This is a genomic window from Gabonia massiliensis, assembly GCF_001403595.1.
GTDB lineage: Bacteria > Bacteroidota > Bacteroidia > Bacteroidales > Coprobacteraceae > Coprobacter > Coprobacter secundus.
Genome location: NZ_LN877936.1, coordinates 1 through 19,354 on the forward strand (window position 1 = coordinate 1; position 19,354 = coordinate 19,354).

The 19,354-nt window shown below is 34.8% G+C and carries 19 protein-coding genes; 16 read left to right on the plus strand and 3 right to left on the minus strand.

Translation table 11 applies throughout. The features are described from left to right. The first annotated feature begins 132 nt into the window (after positions 1 to 132). The 11 genes from BN2628_RS00685 to der all read left to right on the plus strand — a co-directional run bounded on the left by BN2628_RS00685 (position 133) and on the right by der (position 9,452). Positions 133 to 639, plus strand: a complete 507-nt coding sequence (locus BN2628_RS00685) for an NADPH-dependent FMN reductase family protein (RefSeq protein WP_044231042.1) — start codon at positions 133 to 135, stop codon at positions 637 to 639. Positions 640 to 907: 268 nt separating this feature from the next. Next, entirely contained in the window at positions 908 to 1,363 is a 456-nt protein-coding gene (rplM, locus tag BN2628_RS00690) for a 50S ribosomal protein L13 (protein ID WP_021929979.1), read from the plus strand. Between the two features lie 5 nt (positions 1,364 to 1,368). Continuing rightward, positions 1,369 to 1,755 (plus strand): 30S ribosomal protein S9, encoded by a 387-nt coding sequence (gene rpsI / locus BN2628_RS00695; protein ID WP_044231041.1) that lies wholly within the window; start codon positions 1,369 to 1,371, stop codon positions 1,753 to 1,755. A 127-nt stretch (positions 1,756 to 1,882) separates the two neighbouring features. Beyond that, positions 1,883 to 2,722: a 30S ribosomal protein S2 gene (gene rpsB / locus BN2628_RS00700; protein ID WP_044231040.1), complete on the plus strand. Its 840-nt coding sequence runs from the start codon at positions 1,883 to 1,885 to the stop codon at positions 2,720 to 2,722. 91 nt (positions 2,723 to 2,813) lie between these two features. After that, the gene (gene tsf / locus BN2628_RS00705) at positions 2,814 to 3,635 is read left to right on the plus strand and encodes a translation elongation factor Ts (protein WP_044231039.1); all 822 of its coding nucleotides are present in this window, start codon (positions 2,814 to 2,816) and stop codon (positions 3,633 to 3,635) included. A gap of 144 nt (positions 3,636 to 3,779) precedes the next feature. After that, the gene (locus BN2628_RS00710) at positions 3,780 to 4,931 is read left to right on the plus strand and encodes a sensor histidine kinase (RefSeq protein ID WP_044231038.1); all 1,152 of its coding nucleotides are present in this window, start codon (positions 3,780 to 3,782) and stop codon (positions 4,929 to 4,931) included. Positions 4,932 to 5,132: 201 nt separating this feature from the next. Further along, positions 5,133 to 5,717 (plus strand): YceD family protein, encoded by a 585-nt coding sequence (locus BN2628_RS00715; protein WP_044231037.1) that lies wholly within the window; start codon positions 5,133 to 5,135, stop codon positions 5,715 to 5,717. A gap of 12 nt (positions 5,718 to 5,729) precedes the next feature. Continuing rightward, on the plus strand, positions 5,730 to 5,915 hold the full coding sequence (gene rpmF / locus BN2628_RS16610; protein ID WP_021929986.1) for a 50S ribosomal protein L32: 186 nt from the start codon (positions 5,730 to 5,732) through the stop codon (positions 5,913 to 5,915). A gap of 89 nt (positions 5,916 to 6,004) precedes the next feature. Continuing rightward, positions 6,005 to 6,997, plus strand: coding sequence for a beta-ketoacyl-ACP synthase III (locus tag BN2628_RS00720; protein WP_044231036.1), 993 nt, complete (start codon positions 6,005 to 6,007; stop codon positions 6,995 to 6,997). A gap of 181 nt (positions 6,998 to 7,178) precedes the next feature. Then, the gene (gene era, locus BN2628_RS00725) at positions 7,179 to 8,063 is read left to right on the plus strand and encodes a GTPase Era (protein ID WP_044231045.1); all 885 of its coding nucleotides are present in this window, start codon (positions 7,179 to 7,181) and stop codon (positions 8,061 to 8,063) included. A 75-nt stretch (positions 8,064 to 8,138) separates the two neighbouring features. After that, complete coding sequence (der, locus tag BN2628_RS00730; protein ID WP_044231044.1) at positions 8,139 to 9,452, plus strand: ribosome biogenesis GTPase Der; 1,314 nt, start codon at positions 8,139 to 8,141, stop codon at positions 9,450 to 9,452. A gap of 138 nt (positions 9,453 to 9,590) precedes the next feature. Here der and BN2628_RS00735 read toward each other — a convergent pair whose 3' ends face one another. Together BN2628_RS00735 and BN2628_RS00740 are read right to left on the minus strand one after the other, a co-directional pair. Then, positions 9,591 to 9,785, minus strand: a complete 195-nt coding sequence (locus BN2628_RS00735; protein WP_044231035.1) for a PG1828 family lipoprotein — start codon at positions 9,783 to 9,785, stop codon at positions 9,591 to 9,593. Positions 9,786 to 9,916: 131 nt separating this feature from the next. Then, positions 9,917 to 11,590 (minus strand): AMP-binding protein, encoded by a 1,674-nt coding sequence (locus BN2628_RS00740; protein WP_044231034.1) that lies wholly within the window; start codon positions 11,588 to 11,590, stop codon positions 9,917 to 9,919. A gap of 152 nt (positions 11,591 to 11,742) precedes the next feature. Here BN2628_RS00740 and mtaB point away from each other — a divergent pair, with 152 nt between their 5' ends. The 3 genes from mtaB to BN2628_RS00755 are packed head-to-tail and all read left to right on the plus strand — an operon-like array spanning position 11,743 to position 14,978. After that, positions 11,743 to 13,065 (plus strand): tRNA (N(6)-L-threonylcarbamoyladenosine(37)-C(2))-methylthiotransferase MtaB, encoded by a 1,323-nt coding sequence (mtaB, locus tag BN2628_RS00745; RefSeq protein WP_044231032.1) that lies wholly within the window; start codon positions 11,743 to 11,745, stop codon positions 13,063 to 13,065. A gap of 6 nt (positions 13,066 to 13,071) precedes the next feature. Beyond that, positions 13,072 to 13,977, plus strand: coding sequence for a lysophospholipid acyltransferase family protein (locus BN2628_RS00750; RefSeq protein WP_044231031.1), 906 nt, complete (start codon positions 13,072 to 13,074; stop codon positions 13,975 to 13,977). Between the two features lie 8 nt (positions 13,978 to 13,985). Then, entirely contained in the window at positions 13,986 to 14,978 is a 993-nt protein-coding gene (locus BN2628_RS00755; protein WP_055095661.1) for a glycosyltransferase family 2 protein, read from the plus strand. 73 nt (positions 14,979 to 15,051) lie between these two features. Here the strand turns inward: BN2628_RS00755 and BN2628_RS00760 are convergent, their stop codons facing one another. Then, positions 15,052 to 15,618: a hypothetical protein gene (locus tag BN2628_RS00760; protein WP_044231129.1), complete on the minus strand. Its 567-nt coding sequence runs from the start codon at positions 15,616 to 15,618 to the stop codon at positions 15,052 to 15,054. Between the two features lie 154 nt (positions 15,619 to 15,772). On the opposite strand from BN2628_RS00760, the gene BN2628_RS00765 reads away from it, so the two are divergent. Continuing rightward, complete coding sequence (locus tag BN2628_RS00765) at positions 15,773 to 16,765, plus strand: GSCFA domain-containing protein (protein WP_044231127.1); 993 nt, start codon at positions 15,773 to 15,775, stop codon at positions 16,763 to 16,765. Between the two features lie 4 nt (positions 16,766 to 16,769). Then, positions 16,770 to 19,235 (plus strand): bifunctional UDP-N-acetylmuramoyl-tripeptide:D-alanyl-D-alanine ligase/alanine racemase, encoded by a 2,466-nt coding sequence (locus BN2628_RS00770; protein WP_044231124.1) that lies wholly within the window; start codon positions 16,770 to 16,772, stop codon positions 19,233 to 19,235. Positions 19,236 to 19,354: the final 119 nt, after the last annotated feature.

Below are 19,354 nucleotides of genomic sequence, written 5' to 3' on the forward strand. Positions count from 1 at the left end.
CCTTCCCGGATCACTCAAAAGGATAAGAATATTATTTCCATCCTCTATTGTAGAAATTGATTTTTATGGGGAAGGTAATGAACAAAAGTTCTATCTATGTGTTTCTTCTATGATATTAATAATATTTGTAGTATGGAGCGGATAAGTATAATATATGATTTAAAGAGTGGAATTTCTCAAGAATGTTCTAAAGCATTAGCTGAAAAGCTAAAGGTAGATTCTGATTTGATATTTGATGTGGATAAGGTTTCATCAGATTTATTAAAAGAATCTAATGTTGTTGTATTAATTTCAGCTGCTTGGTGTGAAAATAATTGCGCTTTGATGTTGGAGTGTTTTAATAATATTGACCTTAAAGGAAAAACTATTGCATTGGCTGGTCATTTTGCTAATCTTGAGGATGTTGATGCCTTTTGTGGTGTAATGCGTAATATTGCAAATAAATTGAATACTAAAGGTGCTGTATTTATTGGCAAGCTACCTTTTTATCATTTTTGTCAAGAAAATGAAATTTTTACTCCTGATGAAATTTATGCAGGAGTTGCCATTAATGAAGCAAAAATTGGAACAGTGACATCTAAGAGCGTAATGGAAGAAACTAAATCGTTAAATAATAATCCTCGAAATGAGGATATGTGATTCTTGCTAAAGCTGATACTCCTTTTAATGTAGACTAACTTGGATGTTATGAATTGGAAGTAATAAATTGTGCGATGGAAGAAGTAGGTTAATATGACTACTTCTTTTTTTATTGAAAAGTTTTGTATTTCAGATAAAAAGCGTACCTTTGCGAGCCGATTATTATCAAAATTTGAGAAAATTTTAAGTGGCTATGCTTTGCTTCTGTGTCCGAAGTGGGTGTAGTTGCGTGTAATTTAAGTAATTAACAAATTAAAAAATTAAGCAAGTGGATACTTTAAGTTATAAGACCATTTCTGCAAACAAAGCAACTGTACAAAAAGAATGGGTTGTGGTTGATGCAACCGATCAGGTGCTGGGACGTTTGTCGGCTAAAGTTGCGAAGCTATTGAGGGGTAAGTATAAACCAAGTTATACTCCGCATGTAGATTGTGGCGATAATGTAATTATTATTAATGCGGAGAAAGTAGTTTTGACAGGGAAAAAGTGGACAGATCGTGTATATTTGAAATTTACGGGCTATCCTGGTGGTCAAAGGAAATTTTCTCCTGCTGATTTACAGAAAAAAGGTGATGCCAAATTATTTAATCGCGTAGTTAAAGGCATGTTGCCTAAAAATAAACTCGGTGCTAAATTGCTGGGTAACCTTTATGTATATGCTGGGTCTGAACATCCGCATCAGGCACAACAACCTAAAACAATAGATATAAACTCTCTTAAATAAGCAGTATGGAAGTAGTTAATGCAATAGGAAGACGAAAAGCTGCGGTTGCCCGTGTATTCGTAAAAGAGGGAACTGGTGTTATTACCATCAATAAGAAAGATTTAACAGTATATTTCCCTTCAAGTATCCTTCAATTTATCGTAAAGCAACCATTGTCTACTTTGGGTGCTACCGAAAAATATGATATTAAAGTAAATCTTGACGGTGGAGGTTTCAAAGGTCAAGCGGAAGCTTTACGTTTAGCAATTGCTCGCGCATTGGTGAAAATTAATCCAGATGATAAGCCCGCTTTGAAAGCTGAAGGATTTATGACTCGTGACCCTCGTTCTGTAGAGCGTAAAAAACCAGGACGTCCCAAAGCAAGAAAAAGATTTCAGTTTAGCAAACGTTAATAGTATTTGTAGGGTTTTCACGACAAGTATTAAGCGTTTAGTATCCAAATTGCAGAGATTCCTAATACATGAGGGGACTACCCTGCAATTGATTTAGTAGAAAGTAAACGAATTAAAAAGAAAGAAAATGTCAATTACAAATTTCGACCAATTATTAGAAGCCGGTGTTCATTTTGGGCATTTGAAGAGAAAATGGAATCCGGCAATGGCTCCTTATATTTTTATGGAGCGCAATGGTATTCATATCATTGATCTTTATAAGACAGTTGCTAAAGTTGAAGATGCCGCAGCTGCATTAAAACAGATTGCTAAATCTGGTAAGAAGGTACTTTTTGTTGCAACGAAGAAACAGGCAAAACAAGTAGTTGCAGAAAAAGCAGCTTCAGTAAATATGCCTTATGTTATTGAACGGTGGCCGGGTGGTATGCTTACAAACTTTCCGACTATTCGTAAGGCGGTTAAGAAAATGGCGACTATTGATAAGATGACAAAAGATGGAACTTTTGATAATCTTTCGAAACGTGAGAAGTTACAGGTTACTCGTCAACGTGCTAAATTAGAGAAGACATTAGGTAGTATTGCTGATTTGACGCGCCTCCCATCTGCTTTATTTGTTGTTGATGTTATGAAGGAACATATTGCAGTACGTGAAGCTAATCGTTTGGGCATTCCTGTATTTGCAATGGTAGATACAAATTCTGATCCTTCGAATATTGATTATGTAATTCCTGCCAATGATGATGCAACAAAATCTATTGAGGTGATTTTGAATGCTGTTTGCGGTGCTATGCAAGAAGGCTTAGAAGAAAGAAAAGCAGAAAAAATTGATACTGAAGCTGCTGAAGGTGAAGCTCCCAAGAAAGAGAAGAAAACTCGTGTAGCAAAAAAAGAGAGAACTAAAAAAGAAGACGACGAGGCTTTAAATGCTAATGTCGCAGAGAAGTTCCTCAAAGATACGGAAGAATAAGAAAATCGGATAGGAGAGTAAAAGAGTAGGGCTTATTGTGGTTCTACTCTTTCGCCGCTTATTTTAATAACAAAAAATTAGGAGATAAATTATGGCTGTAACATTGGCAGATATAACTAAGCTTCGTAAAATGACAGGAGCTGGTATGATGGATTGTAAAAACGCATTGAATGAAGCTAATGGCGATTTTGACGGTGCGATGGAAATAATCCGTAAGAAAGGAAAAGCTATTGCTGCAAAGCGTGAGGATCGTGAAGCATCTGAAGGTTGTGTTTTGGCTGCAGTAAAAGATGGTTTTGCTGCTATTGTAGCTTTAAAATGTGAAACTGATTTTGTTGCACAGAATAAAGACTTCATTGCCCTTACTCAGTCTATATTGGATGCTGCATTGGAAAGTAAACCTACGGATATTGAAGCGTTAAAGTCTATGATTGTGAATGGACGTCCAGTGTCAGAATTAATTGTTGATCAGAGTGGTATTACTGGAGAAAAGATGGAACTTGGTTTTTATGAATTCGTTTCTGCTCCATCGACAATATTTTATATTCATCCGGGAAACAAATTGGCAACTATTGTGGGATTTAATATGCCAGTTGAATATCAGGTGGCTCGTGATGTTGCCATGCAAGTGGCAGCTATGAATCCTATAGCTGTTGGACGCGACGACGTCCCAGCAGAAGTTGTGGCAAAAGAATTAGAGATTGCAAAAGAGAAAGCTCGTGAAGAAGGTAAAAAAGAAGAAATGTTAGATAAGATTGCACAAGGTCGTATCAATAAGTTCTTCCAGGAGGCCACATTGCTTGAACAAGCATTTGTAAAAGAACCCAAAGAGAGCATCCAGCAATATTTGAAATCTCAAAATAAAGATTTAACTGTAACAGCATTTAAGCGAGTTACGTTGAATGCTGAATAAAAAATATTTTTTCTATAAAATTGAAAACGGCTGTCTTATATAAGATGGCCGTTTTTATTTGTTTTATAAGTTTGTATTTTTACTATGCTGCAATAAAGGTTTGTATATGTCGTTAATATTTAAGAATAGCAATAAAATTATAGCATGCAAAATATTTATGATACTCGACAGAAAATAAAGACTATCTTTTTACTTATTTCTGTTATATTGGTTGGAGGCTTTTTATATGTATCTAATAAATTAGTTCATGACCTTTCGATTGAAGAAAGAAATAAAATGGAGATTTGGGCAGATGCTACTCGTGCTGTTGCTAGTGAGGATATGAATATGGATATGGGATTGATTCTGAAAATTATTCAGAGCAATACCTCTATTCCTGTTATTATTGCAGATGAAAATGACATAATAAAGCAAACTTTAAATATTAAGATTCCTCAAGATAACCCAGATAAATTCTTGGAGAAAAAACTGCAGGATTTTAAAAAAGGTTCGAACATAATTGAGATTTACCTTGATAAAAATACAAAGCAATATCTTTATTATGACGATTCTATTTTGCTGAAACGACTTTCTTATTATCCTCATGTGCAATTAGGAGTAATGATATTGTTTATTTTGATAGCCTATTTAGCACTCATGAGTAGTAAGAAAGCTGAGCAGAATAAAGTTTGGGTTGGGCTTTCGAAAGAGACTGCTCATCAATTAGGAACTCCTATTTCATCTCTCATGGCGTGGATGGATTTGTTGGAGCTTAATGGTGTTGATAAGGGCCTTTTGGCAGATATGGGAAAGGATATAAAACGATTGTCTATTATTGCTGAGCGCTTTTCTAAAATAGGATCTAAACCTGAGATGGATTTTGTCTATGTTAATGAAGTATTAACCAATGCGACAGAATATATGCGTCGTAGGGTTTCTAATAAGGTAAAAATAACGACACATGTACCTGAAGAAGCTGTAGGAGCTATGATGTGTTTGCCATTGGTTGAATGGGTCATAGAAAATCTGTGTAAAAATGCGATTGATGCTATGGATGGACAGGGAAGCATAGATATTTACTTAAAAATAGATGCTCAAAAGTGCTATATCGATGTAAAGGATACAGGAAAGGGAATATCTCGAAAACATTTTAAAACTGTATTTAATCCAGGATATACAACTAAAAAGAGGGGATGGGGATTAGGTTTGACCTTGGTAAAAAGAATAATAGAAGAGTATCATGATGGTAAAATATATGTAAAGGAGTCGGAAGTAAATAAAGGTACTACATTTCGAATAGAGTTAAAAAAAGTTTAAATGTATTTTGGAGTCATAGGATGATGTATTATTGTCTATAATGAAGAATAGGTGTCAGTTTTTTATATGATAGGAAACATTGAGCCTTTTTAAAAAGTGTTTATTTTGTTGATTTTTGCAAAGATGGAATAAAAAGAGCTGAAAATTTTATTCAGAAAGATTATTTTTTATACCTTTGCAGGGTTTTAACGACTGTAACCGTTGGGAAAGTTTAATTTATATAAGATTCCACTCAAAAGCCTTCCGGAAGGAAGCCAGATTTATGAGTATCAATTGGACGATCAGTTCTTTAGGAATATTGATAGCACTGAAGTTCAAAGGGGAAAGGTGAGTGTTGTGTTGACTGTGAGAAAGTCGGCAGAAACGTTTGAGTTGAATTTTGAGATTGCTGGCGTTATACAAATTCCATGTGACCGATGTCTTGATTACATGGATTTTGAGGTTGCTACGCATGAGCGGATATACGTGAAATTTGGGAAAGAATATAGTGAAGAAAGTGATGATATAGTGATTGTCCCTGAGACGGAGGGTGAGATTAATGTGGCTTGGTTCATATATGAGTTTATAGCATTAACTATTCCGTTAAAACATGTACATCCGGTAGGAAAATGTAATAAGGCGATGAGCTCACAGTTGAAAAAGCATCGGGCACATATAGTAGGAGAAAATGATGATGACGCTGAAGAAGATGACGGTGCCCTTTATGATGACGATGATTCTGAAATTTCAGAAGTAAAAACAGACCCGCGATGGGACGAGTTAAAAAAAATAATAGATAATAATTAAAGTAATAAAAAAATGGCACATCCTAAAAGAAAACAATCGAAGACAAGAACAGCCAAAAGAAGAACTCATGATAAGGCTGTAGCCCCAACTATGGCAGTATGCCCTAATTGTGGAGCATGGCATATTTACCATACTGTATGCGGTGAATGCGGTTATTACAGAGGTAAATTAGCAATTGAAAAAGAAGCTGCTATTTAATGGGGCCCGAAAGGCGAAATTAAATACGCTATAGAATTCAAGCCCTAAAGACGCTTTTTAGGGCATTTTTTTTATAATACTAAGTTTTTATGCAAAATGCTGTAATTACGGGTGTCGCTTCTTACGTTCCCGATTATATTTTGACTAACGAAGAGTTGTCTCATATGGTAGATACCAATGATGAGTGGATAACTACTCGTGTAGGAATAAAAGAACGTAGAATATTGAAAGGAGAAGGGTTAGGCTCTTCCGAATTAGGCTATCGAGCGGTAAATGAGCTTCTTAAAAAAACGGGAATTTCTCCAGATGATGTGGAACTTATTATTTGTGCAACATCTAATCCTGATTATCGGTTTCCTTCGACTGCTTCGATCATAGCTGAGAAATCTGGTATTAAACATTGTTTTGGTTATGATATACAAGCGGCTTGTGCCGGTTTTATTGTTGCTTTGCAAGCAGGTGCTGCATATATTAAGAGTGGCTTATATAAAAAAGTGATTGTGTTGGCAGCAGAAAAGATGTCATCAATGACTAATTATACGGACCGAAATACTTGTCCTCTTTTTGGAGATGCAGCTGCGGCAGTAATGCTTGAGCCTTCTGATAAAAATTTAGGAGTAATAGATGCAGTGATGCATACAGACGGTATAGGTCTTCCTCATTTGTTAATGAAAGCGGGAGGGTCAGCATATCCGGCAACTCATGAGAGCATTGACCGAATGGAACATTATGTTTATCAAGAAGGCCGCGCTGTGTATAAACATGCTGTTTCAGACATGCTTGAATCGACATTGAATGTTGCTGAACGGAATCATTTGACATTTGATTCTATTGATTGGTTTATACCTCACCAGGCCAATGCCCGTATTATTGAAGCCATTGCTGGCCGGATTAATATTGCTCCTGAAAAAGTTGTGATGAATATTGAGAAGTTTGGGAATACTAGTGCGGCATCTATTCCTTTATGTTTATCAGAATGGGAAGGAAAATTTAAGCAAGGAGATAATATAATTCTTACAGCCTTTGGTGCGGGGTTTACCTGGGGGGCACTTTATTTGAAATGGGCCTACAATAAAGTATAAGTTGATATCTCGTTTGAGTAGAATTATAGAATACGCCAAGTAACGTCGATACCTGAAATTGGGAATTTAACGCCACTTAGCGTATTTTATTTTTAATAGGAATGGGATGAATACAAAAAAGATTTCTTTTTTGTATATTTGTTTAGGTCAGGAGTACAATGTTGTTTAAAAGGTAATGAATATGCATAAGGCTGGTTTTGTAAATATAGTTGGGAATCCGAATGTTGGAAAGTCAACATTAATGAATTCTTTAGTTGGGGAACGTATTTCGATAATTACTTCTAAAGCCCAAACGACCCGTCATCGTATTATGGGAATAGTTAATACAGATGATATGCAGATTGTTTATTCGGATACTCCAGGAGTTTTGGTCCCTAACTATAAATTGCAAGAATCGATGCTGAATTTTTCACAGTCAGCTCTTAAGGATGCCGATATATTGTTGTATGTAACAGATGTTGTGGAAACTCCGACTAAAAATAAGGTTTTTCTTGATAAAGTTGCGTTACAGACTATACCTGTATTGCTTATAATTAATAAAATAGATTTATTGAAAAGCCAGCAAGATTTAGAAAAATTGGTTTCTGGATGGCATACTATATTACCTGATGCTGAAATTATACCAGTATCAGCTCAATATAAGTTCAATTTGGATTATTTATTAAAAAGAATAGAGACTTTATTGCCTCCTTCTCCTCCATTTTTTGAAAAGGATGCTTTGACCGACAAGCCTGCTCGCTTTTTTGTTACAGAAATAATTAGGGAGAAAATTTTGCTAATTTATGATAAGGAGATTCCTTATGCGTGTGAAGTTGGAGTTGAGCAATTTAAGGAAGATGAAAGGCATATACATATAATGTCTGTTGTTTATGTTGAACGTGATTCTCAGAAAGGAATTGTAATTGGTAAAGGAGGACGAGCACTGAAAAAAGTAGGAATGTTAGCACGGAAAGATATAGAGGCTTTTTTCCAGAAAAAAGTATTTTTGGAATTATATGTGAAGGTTGAAAAAGATTGGAGAAATAAAGATAATAAACTGAAGAGTTTCGGTTATCAACCGGAGTGATAGAATTGAAGTTGAATAACAGAAGCCCGGAACATCTGGCTGGGATAGCCGGGATTAACAATGTAAGTAAAAATTATGGGAAATATTGTTGCGATTGTAGGTCGACCTAATGTTGGGAAATCAACGTTGTTTAATCGATTAACCAAGTCTCGTCAGGCTATTGTAAATGAAGTTGCAGGAACAACACGAGATCGCCAGTATGGTAAGGTTGAATGGTGTGGTCACGAATTTTCAGTAATTGATACTGGAGGATGGGTAGTAAATTCTGAAGATATTTTTGAGGAAGAAATAAATAAACAAGTTGCATTGGCTATTGAAGAGGCAGATGTTATCTTGTTTGTTGTTGATGTTATGAATGGGGTTACCAATCTGGATGATCATGTTGCAGATATACTTCGTAAGTGTAAGAAACCGGTATTCTTGATTGCTAATAAGAGTGATTCAAATGAATGGCAATATACTGCAGCAGAGTTTTATTCCTTAGGATTAGGAGACCCTTATTGTATATCGGCTATAAATGGTGCAGGAACTGGAGATTTGTTAGATGAAGTTGTTGCGAAATTTCCGAATATAGGAAATGAAGAGCCCGAAGAAGAATTGCCCAAGGTTGCGGTTGTAGGTCGCCCTAATGCAGGAAAATCGTCGATTATAAATGCTTTTATTGGCGAAGATAGAAATATTGTAACAGATGTTGCTGGAACTACTCGAGATTCAATATATACACGATATAATAAATTTGGTTTTGATTTTTATTTGGTAGATACAGCCGGAATAAGAAAAAAAGGAAAGGTTACTGAGGATTTAGAATATTATTCAGTTATCCGTTCGATTCGTGCTATTGAAAATTCAGACGTGTGTGTTCTGATGATAGATGCTATTCGTGGAATTGAGAGCCAAGACTTGAATATTTTTTCTTTGATTCAAAAAAATAAGAAAGGACTGGTCGTTTGTGTCAATAAATGGGACTTGGTAGAAGATAAGTCAAACAAGGCAATAAAAGAATTTGAAAGGGCTATTCGGGAACGATTTGCTCCGTTTGTGGATTTTCCGATTATCTATACTTCGGCTTTAACAAAACAACGAATATTTAAGGTTCTGGAGTCTGTCTCAGAGGTATATAGAAATCGGAAGAATCATGTCCCTACAGCAAAATTGAACGAAGAGATGTTGTCTGTTATCGAGAACTATCCACCACCAGCACATAAAGGTAAGTATGTAAAAATTAAATATGTGACACAAATTAAAGGTTCATTTGTACCAACATTCATTTTCTTTTGTAATTTACCTCAGTGGGTGAAGGAGCCATATAAGCGATTTTTAGAAAATCAGATTCGTTCAAAATGGAATTTTACAGGTACACCTATAAATATATTTATGAGGGAAAAATGAAAAAAGGCATAAAAAACGGAACTGTGAAGATTCACAGTTCCGTTTTTTATATAAGAATATTCTTAATTAAAAAAAAGATAGAGCAGCTCCATCCCGGGACCACTCTATCAACATCCTTTTGTTCTCTTCGCTAATTTATTATTCAGCAACAGCAGCAGAATCAACAGCTACACTGTCAACTGTAGCTACAGAATCAGTAACAACAGTTTCTTCAATTACTGTAGTATCGACAGCAGTTGAATCAACGGCAGCAGCATCACTGGCTGTTTTAGATGTACAAGCTGCAAAAGACATTGCAAATGCAACAGCGAAGAACAAGACTAACTTTTTCATTTTCTTTAAATTAAATATAAAACAATAAATTATTGCTTCAAAAACGGTTCAAAGGTATATATTATTTTTTAATGTTATGCTCTTTAGCAGTTTTTTTTTCGAAAAAAACTCAATTTTTTTTTGTAAGAGTATTAAATCTGAGAAAAATTGGTATAAAGGTACCTTTTTATACTCTTTTTTGGAGTTTTCTCAAATTCAGTGGGATAGAGTTGGATCTTGGAGATATTTTCGAAAGGGGCCAGTTCATTATTTACGTTTTTTCTGATTTCTTCCATCGCAATTAAAATATCTTTGCCTGATATTCCATTTTCATCGACAGCTTCATAATCTGGGTAAACGAGGGCTATGAGTTTTCCATCTTTTTCGATAACTAGGCTTTCGAGAATAAAGGGCATATTATTTAGTTTGGCTTCTATTGCTTCAGGGTATATATTTTGTCCGTTTGGCCCTAATATCATTGTTTTACAACGTCCTTTAATAAAGATTGTATTATCTTTATTTATGGTACCCATATCGCCGGTATGTAGCCATTCGTCATTATCAAGAACAGCATCTGTCGCTTCTTGATTTTTATAATACCCTTTCATTACATTTTCCCCTTTTACGCAAATTTCTCCAGGAATATTATAGGGGTCTTCAGAATCAATACGAACCTGCATATAGCCGTCGAGAATGCGTCCCGCAGATGTAGGTATAAATTCAGTATAATGAGTATAACTGATTAGTGGACCACATTCTGTCATTCCATATCCGACTGTAAAAGGAAATTTTATTTTGTGTAAAAATGTTTCTACTTCTTTGTTTAAAGGTGCTCCTCCTATTATGACTTGTTCAAATCGTCCTCCAAAAGCGTCCACTAATTTTTTTCTGATCTGAGCATAGATTTGGCTGTCGAGAAGTGGTATGTTAACTGCCCATTTTAGTGCACGTTTATTGAGCATTGGTAGTATTTGTTTCCGATAGATTTTTTCTAAGATCAATGGGACACAAATTATGAGATTTGGTTTTACTTCTTCAAGAGCTTTTAATAAAATCTTAGGAGAAGGAATTTTCCCTAACATTGTTATGTGAGTTCCTACAGCAAGAGGAACAAGTATATCAAAAGCACAACCATAAGCATGGGCCAAGGGCAAAAAGGATAGACACTTGCTCCCTGGATAATGGAGTTTAGAATGGATACCGAACATAGTATTTCCTGCTAGATTATTACCAGTGAGCATAACACCTTTACTAAATCCTGTAGTACCAGAAGTATAGTTAATCAGTACTACTTTATCATTACTTAGTTCTGCATATTTTATATCTTCACGGCTAAAACCATTAGGGTACTTGTTCTTGAAATTAATGTTCATTTCACTTAAGCATTTCGATATGCATTCCCCATCTCGTTGGTCTAGGCAGGAGTAGTCACGTAAAGATATGGTTGCTCTTAAATTATTTAATTTATCAACTTCAAGATTTTCCCAAATCAGATCTCCAACAAACAAAAGGACTGAGTCTGAATGACTGACGATATGATGTATGTCATTTGCATTGAAATCTTGCAAGATAGGGACAACTATTGCTCCATACGTTATCGCAGACATGAAAGCAATACACCACCTGGGAGTATTTCTTCCGACAATAGCTATTTTGTCTCCACGCCGAATTTGGCAATGTTTGTATAGTATATGAAGTTTAGCGATTTCTTCCGCAATTTGTTGATAGGTAAATGATTCTTTAGTATTATAATCTGTCAAAGCCGGTCTTTCCCAGTTTTCTTTGAATCCTTTTTCGTAAATTTTTATAAAGTTTTCAGTAACCATATCTTTATTAATTGGCTTATTTGTACAAATATAATCATTTTGAATATATAATGGTTTATATAAAGCTAAAGGAATGTTACCTTGTAGTAAGTATTATGCTAAAATCATTACCTTTGTAGCAGATATTAGAGTAAGAGAAGTATCTTTTTTAAATGATAGATTATAATACTTTTGAGAATAAAACAGCAGCCTATTATACTTTGGGCTGTAAGTTGAATTTTGCAGAAACGTCTTCAATTGGAAAACTTTTGGAAGAGTGCGGTATACGTCGTGTACGAGCAGGAGAAAGTGCAGATATATGTGTTATAAATACGTGTTCTGTAACAGAGTTAGCGGATAAAAAATGCCGGCAGGCTATTCGTCGGATTGTCCGTCAACATCCAGAAGCCTTTATTGTGGTCACTGGATGCTATGCTCAATTAAAACCTGAAGATGTTGCGGATATTCCGGGTGTTGACCTTATATTAGGCGCAGAGCAGAAATTAGATATCCTATATTATCTTGGAGATTTGCATAAGAAACAGCATGGTGATATCGTGACAACGGGTAGTGAGGATATCAGGACTTTTAGTCCTTCATGTTCTAAAGGGGATCGAACCCGATATTTTTTAAAAGTGCAGGATGGATGCAATTATTTCTGTACATATTGTACTATTCCGTTTGCTCGGGGACGTAGTCGTAATGGTTCTATAGATAGCATGGTAAAGCAGGCGGAAGAAGTTGTTCGTAATGGAGGAAAAGAAATAGTTTTGACGGGAGTGAATATTGGTGATTTTGGCCATTCTACAGGTGAGACTTTTTTTGATTTGATAAAAGCCCTCGATTCTGTTGAGGGTATCGAAAGGTTCCGTATTTCGTCAATAGAGCCTAATTTGCTTACTGATGAAATGATTGATTATGTAGCTACTTCAAAGAGGTTTGCCCCACATTTTCATATTCCGTTGCAGTCGGGAAGTGATGATGTATTGAAGCTAATGCACCGACGTTATGATACGCATTTGTTTGCTCATAAGATAGAGAGAGTGAGAATGGTATTACCAGATGCTTTTATCGGAATAGATCTTATTGTTGGTGTTAGAGGTGAGACAGAAAAACTTTTTGAAGAGACTTATCATTTTGTTAATAGTTTAGATGTATCACAATTACATGTATTTACATATTCTGAACGTCCCAATACTCAGGCATTAAAGATTTCTCATATCGTCACGTCCCAAGAGAAACACGAACGTTGCCGTAAGATGCTTGAGATTTCTGAGCAAAAACTTCAAAAATTTTATGAAAAGCAACAAGGGAAATTACGTCCAGTTTTGTTTGAACATCCCAAAAAAGGGATGCCGATGCATGGATTTACAGATAACTATATTCGTGTAGAAGTTCCATACGATAAAAATCTGGTAAACAAGCGTTGTTTGGTTGTATTGGGCGATTTCAACGATGCAAAAGACGCGCTAAAGGCAGAACAAATTCTTGAGTAAGAAATTATGAAAAAGGTTACTATTGAAAATATATTATATTCACCTCTTTATTTGTGTTTTAAATTACATGCAATGTTGCCGTTGCGTGTATTATATATTTTATCTGATATTTTATTTTTTCCTCTATATTATGTCATCCGTTATCGACGAAAAATGGTTATTGAAAATATGAGAAATTCTTTTCCCGAAAAAGATGATAAAGAGATATTGAGGATAGAAAGAGCCTTTTATCACCATTTTTGTGATTATATAGTTGAAACAATAAAGTTGATGCATATTTCCGATAAGGAAATGCGTAAGCGAACACAATTTTATGGTATAGAACTTTTAGATAAAGCTACTGCAGAGGGGCGTTCTTGCCTGATGTATTTAGGTCATTATGGTAATTGGGAATGGGTTCCATCTGTTACTTTATGGATGCATAATCCAGAGGTGATTTTTGCTCAAATATATCGTCCTTTGAAAAATAAATGGTTCGATCATTTTTTTTTGAAACTTCGTTCTCGATTTAATTCTCATTGTATACCTAAACAAGATACTTTGCGCGAAATAATTCGTTATCGAAATTCTGGTCAACCATCGATTACCGGATTTATGGCAGACCAGACTCCATCTCCTGCAAATATTCATTTTTGGGTGACTTTTTTGAATCAAGACACCCCGGTCTTGACTGGAGTGGAAAAAATTGCTAAAAAAGTCGATTTTGCAGTATTTTATTTTGATGTAGAAAAAGTCAAACGGGGATATTATGCCGTTACTATACGGGAGGTAGAACTCCATCCCAAAGAAGCTCCGGAGTTTGATATTACTCGTAAATATATGGACCTGATGGAAAATACGATTAGACGTGCTCCAGAGTATTGGTTATGGACTCATAATCGATGGAAACATAAAGGTTTAAAGAAAAAATGATGGAGAGATTGAAGAAAGTTGCTGTTGTCATACTGAATTGGAATGGTAGGAAATTGTTAGAAGAGTTTTTACCTTCTGTATATCAATTTACGACATCGGAAATTGCAGATATTATTGTTGTGGATAATGGCTCAACAGATGATTCTGTGTCCTTTTTGTCGCAAAATTATCCCAATATACAATTATTGCTTTTTTCTGAAAACTATGGTTTTGCAGAGGGATATAATAGAGCTATTTCCCAGCTTGATTATGAGTATGTGGTTCTTCTTAATTCTGATGTTGAGGCTACACCTTATTGGTTAGAACCGCTTTTATCTTATTGTGAGGAGCATCCAGAAGTTTCGGCATGTCAACCAAAGTTACTGTCATATCGTAATAAAGACTATTTTGAATATGCTGGAGCATCTGGAGGTTTTATTGATCGATACGGATATACTTTTTGTCGAGGACGGATATTTGATACAGTAGAAAAAGATAGTCACCAATATGATAATATAACTAATATTTTTTGGGCAACGGGTGCTTGCTTATTTATTAAAAGGAAAGATTATTTGGATGTAGGAGGGTTAGATACTCACTTTTTTGCACATATGGAGGAAATTGATTTGTGCTGGAGAATACATTTACTAGGTAAAAATATTGTCGTTGTCCCTCAAAGTATTATGTATCATTTGGGAGGAGCAACCTTGGATGTTTCTAACCCTAAAAAGACATATTTAAATTTTAGAAATAATCTACTTATGCTATATAAGAATTTGCCTTTAAGGGATGGGCGTTTTTTATTATTTATAAGAAGATTGCTTGATACCGTTGCGATGATAAAATTTTTATTAGGAGGACATTGGGCAGATGTGAATGCTGTTTGGATGGCTCATCGTGATTATCGTAGAGATAAAAGGAAGTATAAAAATCAACCTTCTATAAATTTATTAAAGATATTTCCCGAGGCTCATCGAAATATTGTTGTTGATTATTTTTTTAAGAGAAAAAAATATTTTTGATGAGAGAACTGATTCTAAATTTTTATAGACTTTTTTCAAAGTATGTTACGTATTTATTCTCTTTTTTTAATATTTAGTCTATACTATACATGTCATTGAGACATACAAGCCCGGCAGTCGAAATTTCATTTATACGTTTTTGTGTACGATCAAACCTCCAAGCTTTCTTTATGTCTGTAAATTTTTCTGAATCCATCCAGTCCGTATTATCGGGGAGTAGAACTATGATTTCTGGGTCAATTTCGCCTTCATACATTACATTTCCGGTCCATCCGATATTTAGACCTATACCTGGAATAATTAATGTATCTAATAGTTGCCAAGAAGGCATCCCTTTTTTATCTCTTCCTGCAAACTCGTCAAAAAGGAAAAATGTTTGTTGAGTGGAATCGTTTTGTAAAATATGTATGCCGTAATCATCAGATATTAGAGCACCACCTAAGTCAATACAATGCTTGAATTCGGGTAAATCGAGTGCATTTGCATAAATAGTAGTTGTCGCTTCAGCAAAATCAGATGTTGGATCAATTGTGATATTAACAACTTGGGTTGTATCTTCGGAAATATTTATTTTCCTATTTTTTGATGAACAGCCGTACAAAAAAGAAAACAATAAACAAGAAAAAATTAATTTTTCCATACTAAGTTTATATTATTAAAAGCTTTAAGCAGCTTTAAGGTACAAAAATCTCATTCCGAAAACGACGTAAAATTAATAATAAAGATCTATCCTTACTCAAATTTATGCAGATAATTTTGATATTTTTCTTTTCTCTTTTATTTATATTTGTAATATGGAATTCAGAACAATTGTATCTATAAAAAAATTACCATACTCAATAACTCATGAACAAAAGATTATGGTGCTTGGGTCATGCTTTGCTGAGAATATAGGCAAGTATATGGTACAGTATAAATTTAATATTGATCTGAACCCTTTTGGAATTTTATATAATCCTGCTTCGATAGCCCATTCGTTATATATGTTATTACAGAATAAAACATTTGCGGAGTTTGATTTGTTCCGGGAAGGGCAGTTATGGCATAGCTTTTCACATCATTCTCGGTTTTCCCATACTGATTTGTATACTTGTTTAAATGAGATAAACACTCGATTGGAACAAGGGGCTATGATTTTAAAAAATGCAGATTGGCTTATAATAACATGGGGTACAGCTTGGGTATATCGCTTAAAAGAAACGGGAGAAATTGTCTCAAATTGTCATAAATTGCCAGAAAAATATTTTGTTCGTCAGAGATTGTGTCCAAATGAGATAACTGATGTGTGGATTCCTTTGATATCTGAACTATTACAAGAAAATCCACGATTAAAAATATTGATGACAGTAAGCCCTGTACGTCATTTTAGAGATGGGGCTCATGCCAATCAGCTGAGTAAATCTACTCTTTTGCTGGCTACAGAGTTATTATGTTGTACTTTCCCGGATAATTGTTTTTATTTTCCTTCATATGAGATTGTGATGGACGAATTAAGGGATTATCGGTTTTATGATAGTGATATGGTTCATCCGTCAGAACAAGCGGTTGAATATATCTGGGAACAGTTTAGTTTAAATTATTTTAGTGAAAAAACGAGACAAGAGAATGCAGAATGGGGTAAGATATTTAAATCTTTGAATCATAGTCCATTGACTTCAGATTTAAATGCATATAAAGATTTCGTAATGCAAAACTTGTTTAAACTGAAAAAATTTCACCAAAAATACCCTTACTTTGACCTTTCAAATGAGCTAAAATCATTAGAATGTCTCTTGAAAACATTATGATATAATGAATTATACTATTTCTGAAATAGCACTTATTATTAAGGCTGAAGATTATAAGTTTCCTGAAAAGGAGGTTTCTGTGATATTGACAGACAGCCGTTCTCTTACATTTCCGGAAGAGACTCTTTTTTTTGCATTGGTAACAGAGCGTAACAATGCACACCGGTATATTTATGATTTGTATCGTAAAGGTGTGAGGCATTTTGTTATTAGTGATGATATTGCTAATAAAGATGAGATGCCGGATGCTAACTTTTTGAAAGTTTCTGATACATTAGTAGCTTTGCAACAGTTAGCAGCAGTGCATCGTAAACGTTTTGATATTCCAGTAATTGGTGTAACTGGTAGTAATGGAAAGACGATTGTTAAAGAATGGTTATATCAGTTACTTCATGAAGATTATAATATGGTTCGTTCTCCACGGAGCTATAATTCCCAGATAGGAGTACCGTTGTCTATATGGCAGATGAATGAAAGTACCGAATTAGCGGTTATTGAAGCTGGTATATCTCGCCCAGGAGAAATGGATAAGTTAGAAGCTATTATAAAACCGACAGTAGGCATCATTACCAATATAGGAGGTGCTCATCAAGAGGGTTTTGCTTCAATGCAAGAGAAAAGCTTGGAAAAGTTGGCCTTGTTTAAGGATTCTGATTGTATAATTTATAATGGAGATTCTGCATTGATATCTGATACTGTTGAAAAAATGTGCCTTGGCACACGGGAAATAGCTTGGTCTTATAAAGATAAAAATGGGCCTCTGTATATCATAAAAGTCTCTAAAGAGGAGGAAAATACTCGTATCCGTTATTCTTATTTGCAGTACGAGGGTGAATTTGTGATTCCTTTTGTTGGGGATGCTGCTGTTGAAAATGCAATACACTGTTTGGCTGTTATGTTATACCTTGGAAAGGGACCGAATGAGATAACAGAAAAAATGGCAAAGTTAGAACCTGTTGCTATGCGTCTTGAAGTGAAAGAGGGCCGAAATAATTGTTTAGTTATAAATGATACATATAATTCAGATATAAATTCTTTAGAAATAGCTCTTGATTTCCAGGTAAGAAGAGCAACTGCGGGTATGCGTAGAACTCTTATTTTGTCAGATATATTACAATCGGGAATGTTGCCTGCAACTTTGTATCGAAAAGTTTCACAAATATTGATGCATAAAGGAGTAGATCGTTTAATTGGCATTGGCCCAGAGATTTCTGCTTGTGAGAAATCTTTTGGAATGGATGCCGAATTTTATTTGACAACTGATTCTTTCTTAAATTCAGGAGCGACAGAACGTTTCAATAATGAATTGATATTGATTAAAGGTTCTAGAGATTTTCATTTTGAACAAATATCAGAAGCTTTGGAGTTGAAACAACATGAAACAATTTTAGAGGTTAACTTAGATGCTTTAATTGATAATTTTAATTTTTATCGTCAAAAGCTTAAGCCTGAGACGAAAATTATCTGTATGGTGAAGGCTTTTGGGTATGGAGCTGGTTCTTATGAACTGGCGAAATCATTGCAGGATAGGGGATGCGATTATTTGGCAGTTGCAGTTGCGGATGAAGGTGCAGAATTAAGAAAGGCCGGAATAACTATGCCTATAATGGTGATGAATCCGGAAATGAATAGTTTCCGTACTTTATTTAGTTATTCTCTTGAGCCGGAAATATATAGTTTTAAGCTATTGAAAGCATTTTCAAAAGAGGCAGAGCAGTTGGGAATAATGCATTATCCTGTACATATAAAAATTGATTCTGGGATGCACCGTCTTGGATTTACGTTTGAAGATATGCCTCTTTTGGTTAATGAATTAAGTGCTATGCCGTCAATAAGGGCACGCTCTGTATTTTCTCATTTTGCAGGTAGTGATGAGGCTCGTTTTGATGATTTCTCATTGCGTCAGATAGCAATATTTAAAGATTGTGCTCGTATAATACAAAATGTTACACCATTTCCTATTATGAGACATATATTGAATACTGCAGGAATTTCAAGATTTACAGATGAGCAGATGGAAGGTGTACGTTTGGGATTGGGGTTATATGGAATTTCGCCTATTGGGAATGAACCGGGTTTACGTAATGTGAGTACTTTGAAGACTACAATTTTGCAAATTAAGGAATTGAATGCAGACCAGACTGTTGGTTATAGTCGTAGAGGTGTATTATCAAGAAAATCTCGAATTGCTGCTTTACCCATCGGTTATGCTGATGGAGTTGACCGTCATCTGGGGAATGGTAAGGGATATGTGATTATTAATGGTAGGCAGGCACCTTACGTTGGCAATATATGTATGGATGTGTGTATGGTCGATGTGACAGACATAGATTGTCAAGAAGGAGATAAAGTTGAGATATTTGGTGATCAGCTGTCCGTTTGTGTGTTAGCAAAATGGTTAGATACAATTCCGTATGAGATTTTGACATCAGTTTCATCTCGTGTAAAACGAGTTTATTATAGAGAATAAAAGAGTTCTTTGGAATGAAAGGGAGTATAATTTGATTATTCAGTGATATTAATTAAAAAGTATAAATAAAATTGACTGAATTATTGCGATTCAGTCAATTTTATTTTAAGAATTTAGTT

Coding starts and splice junctions, on each gene's coding strand:
- BN2628_RS00720 (WP_044231036.1), top strand. CDS start 6,005: ATGCAAAATGCTGTAATTACGGGTGTCGCTTCTTACGTTCCCGATTAT.
- BN2628_RS00765 (WP_044231127.1), top strand. CDS start 15,773: ATGGAATTCAGAACAATTGTATCTATAAAAAAATTACCATACTCAATA.
- BN2628_RS00735 (WP_044231035.1), bottom strand. CDS start 9,785: ATGAAAAAGTTAGTCTTGTTCTTCGCTGTTGCATTTGCAATGTCTTTT.
- rpmF (WP_021929986.1), top strand. CDS start 5,730: ATGGCACATCCTAAAAGAAAACAATCGAAGACAAGAACAGCCAAAAGA.
- era (WP_044231045.1), top strand. CDS start 7,179: ATGCATAAGGCTGGTTTTGTAAATATAGTTGGGAATCCGAATGTTGGA.
- BN2628_RS00770 (WP_044231124.1), top strand. CDS start 16,770: ATGAATTATACTATTTCTGAAATAGCACTTATTATTAAGGCTGAAGAT.
- rpsB (WP_044231040.1), top strand. CDS start 1,883: ATGTCAATTACAAATTTCGACCAATTATTAGAAGCCGGTGTTCATTTT.
- BN2628_RS00710 (WP_044231038.1), top strand. CDS start 3,780: ATGCAAAATATTTATGATACTCGACAGAAAATAAAGACTATCTTTTTA.
- BN2628_RS00740 (WP_044231034.1), bottom strand. CDS start 11,590: ATGGTTACTGAAAACTTTATAAAAATTTACGAAAAAGGATTCAAAGAA.
- BN2628_RS00750 (WP_044231031.1), top strand. CDS start 13,072: ATGAAAAAGGTTACTATTGAAAATATATTATATTCACCTCTTTATTTG.
- BN2628_RS00760 (WP_044231129.1), bottom strand. CDS start 15,618: ATGGAAAAATTAATTTTTTCTTGTTTATTGTTTTCTTTTTTGTACGGC.
- BN2628_RS00685 (WP_044231042.1), top strand. CDS start 133: ATGGAGCGGATAAGTATAATATATGATTTAAAGAGTGGAATTTCTCAA.
- tsf (WP_044231039.1), top strand. CDS start 2,814: ATGGCTGTAACATTGGCAGATATAACTAAGCTTCGTAAAATGACAGGA.
- der (WP_044231044.1), top strand. CDS start 8,139: ATGGGAAATATTGTTGCGATTGTAGGTCGACCTAATGTTGGGAAATCA.
- mtaB (WP_044231032.1), top strand. CDS start 11,743: ATGATAGATTATAATACTTTTGAGAATAAAACAGCAGCCTATTATACT.
- rpsI (WP_044231041.1), top strand. CDS start 1,369: ATGGAAGTAGTTAATGCAATAGGAAGACGAAAAGCTGCGGTTGCCCGT.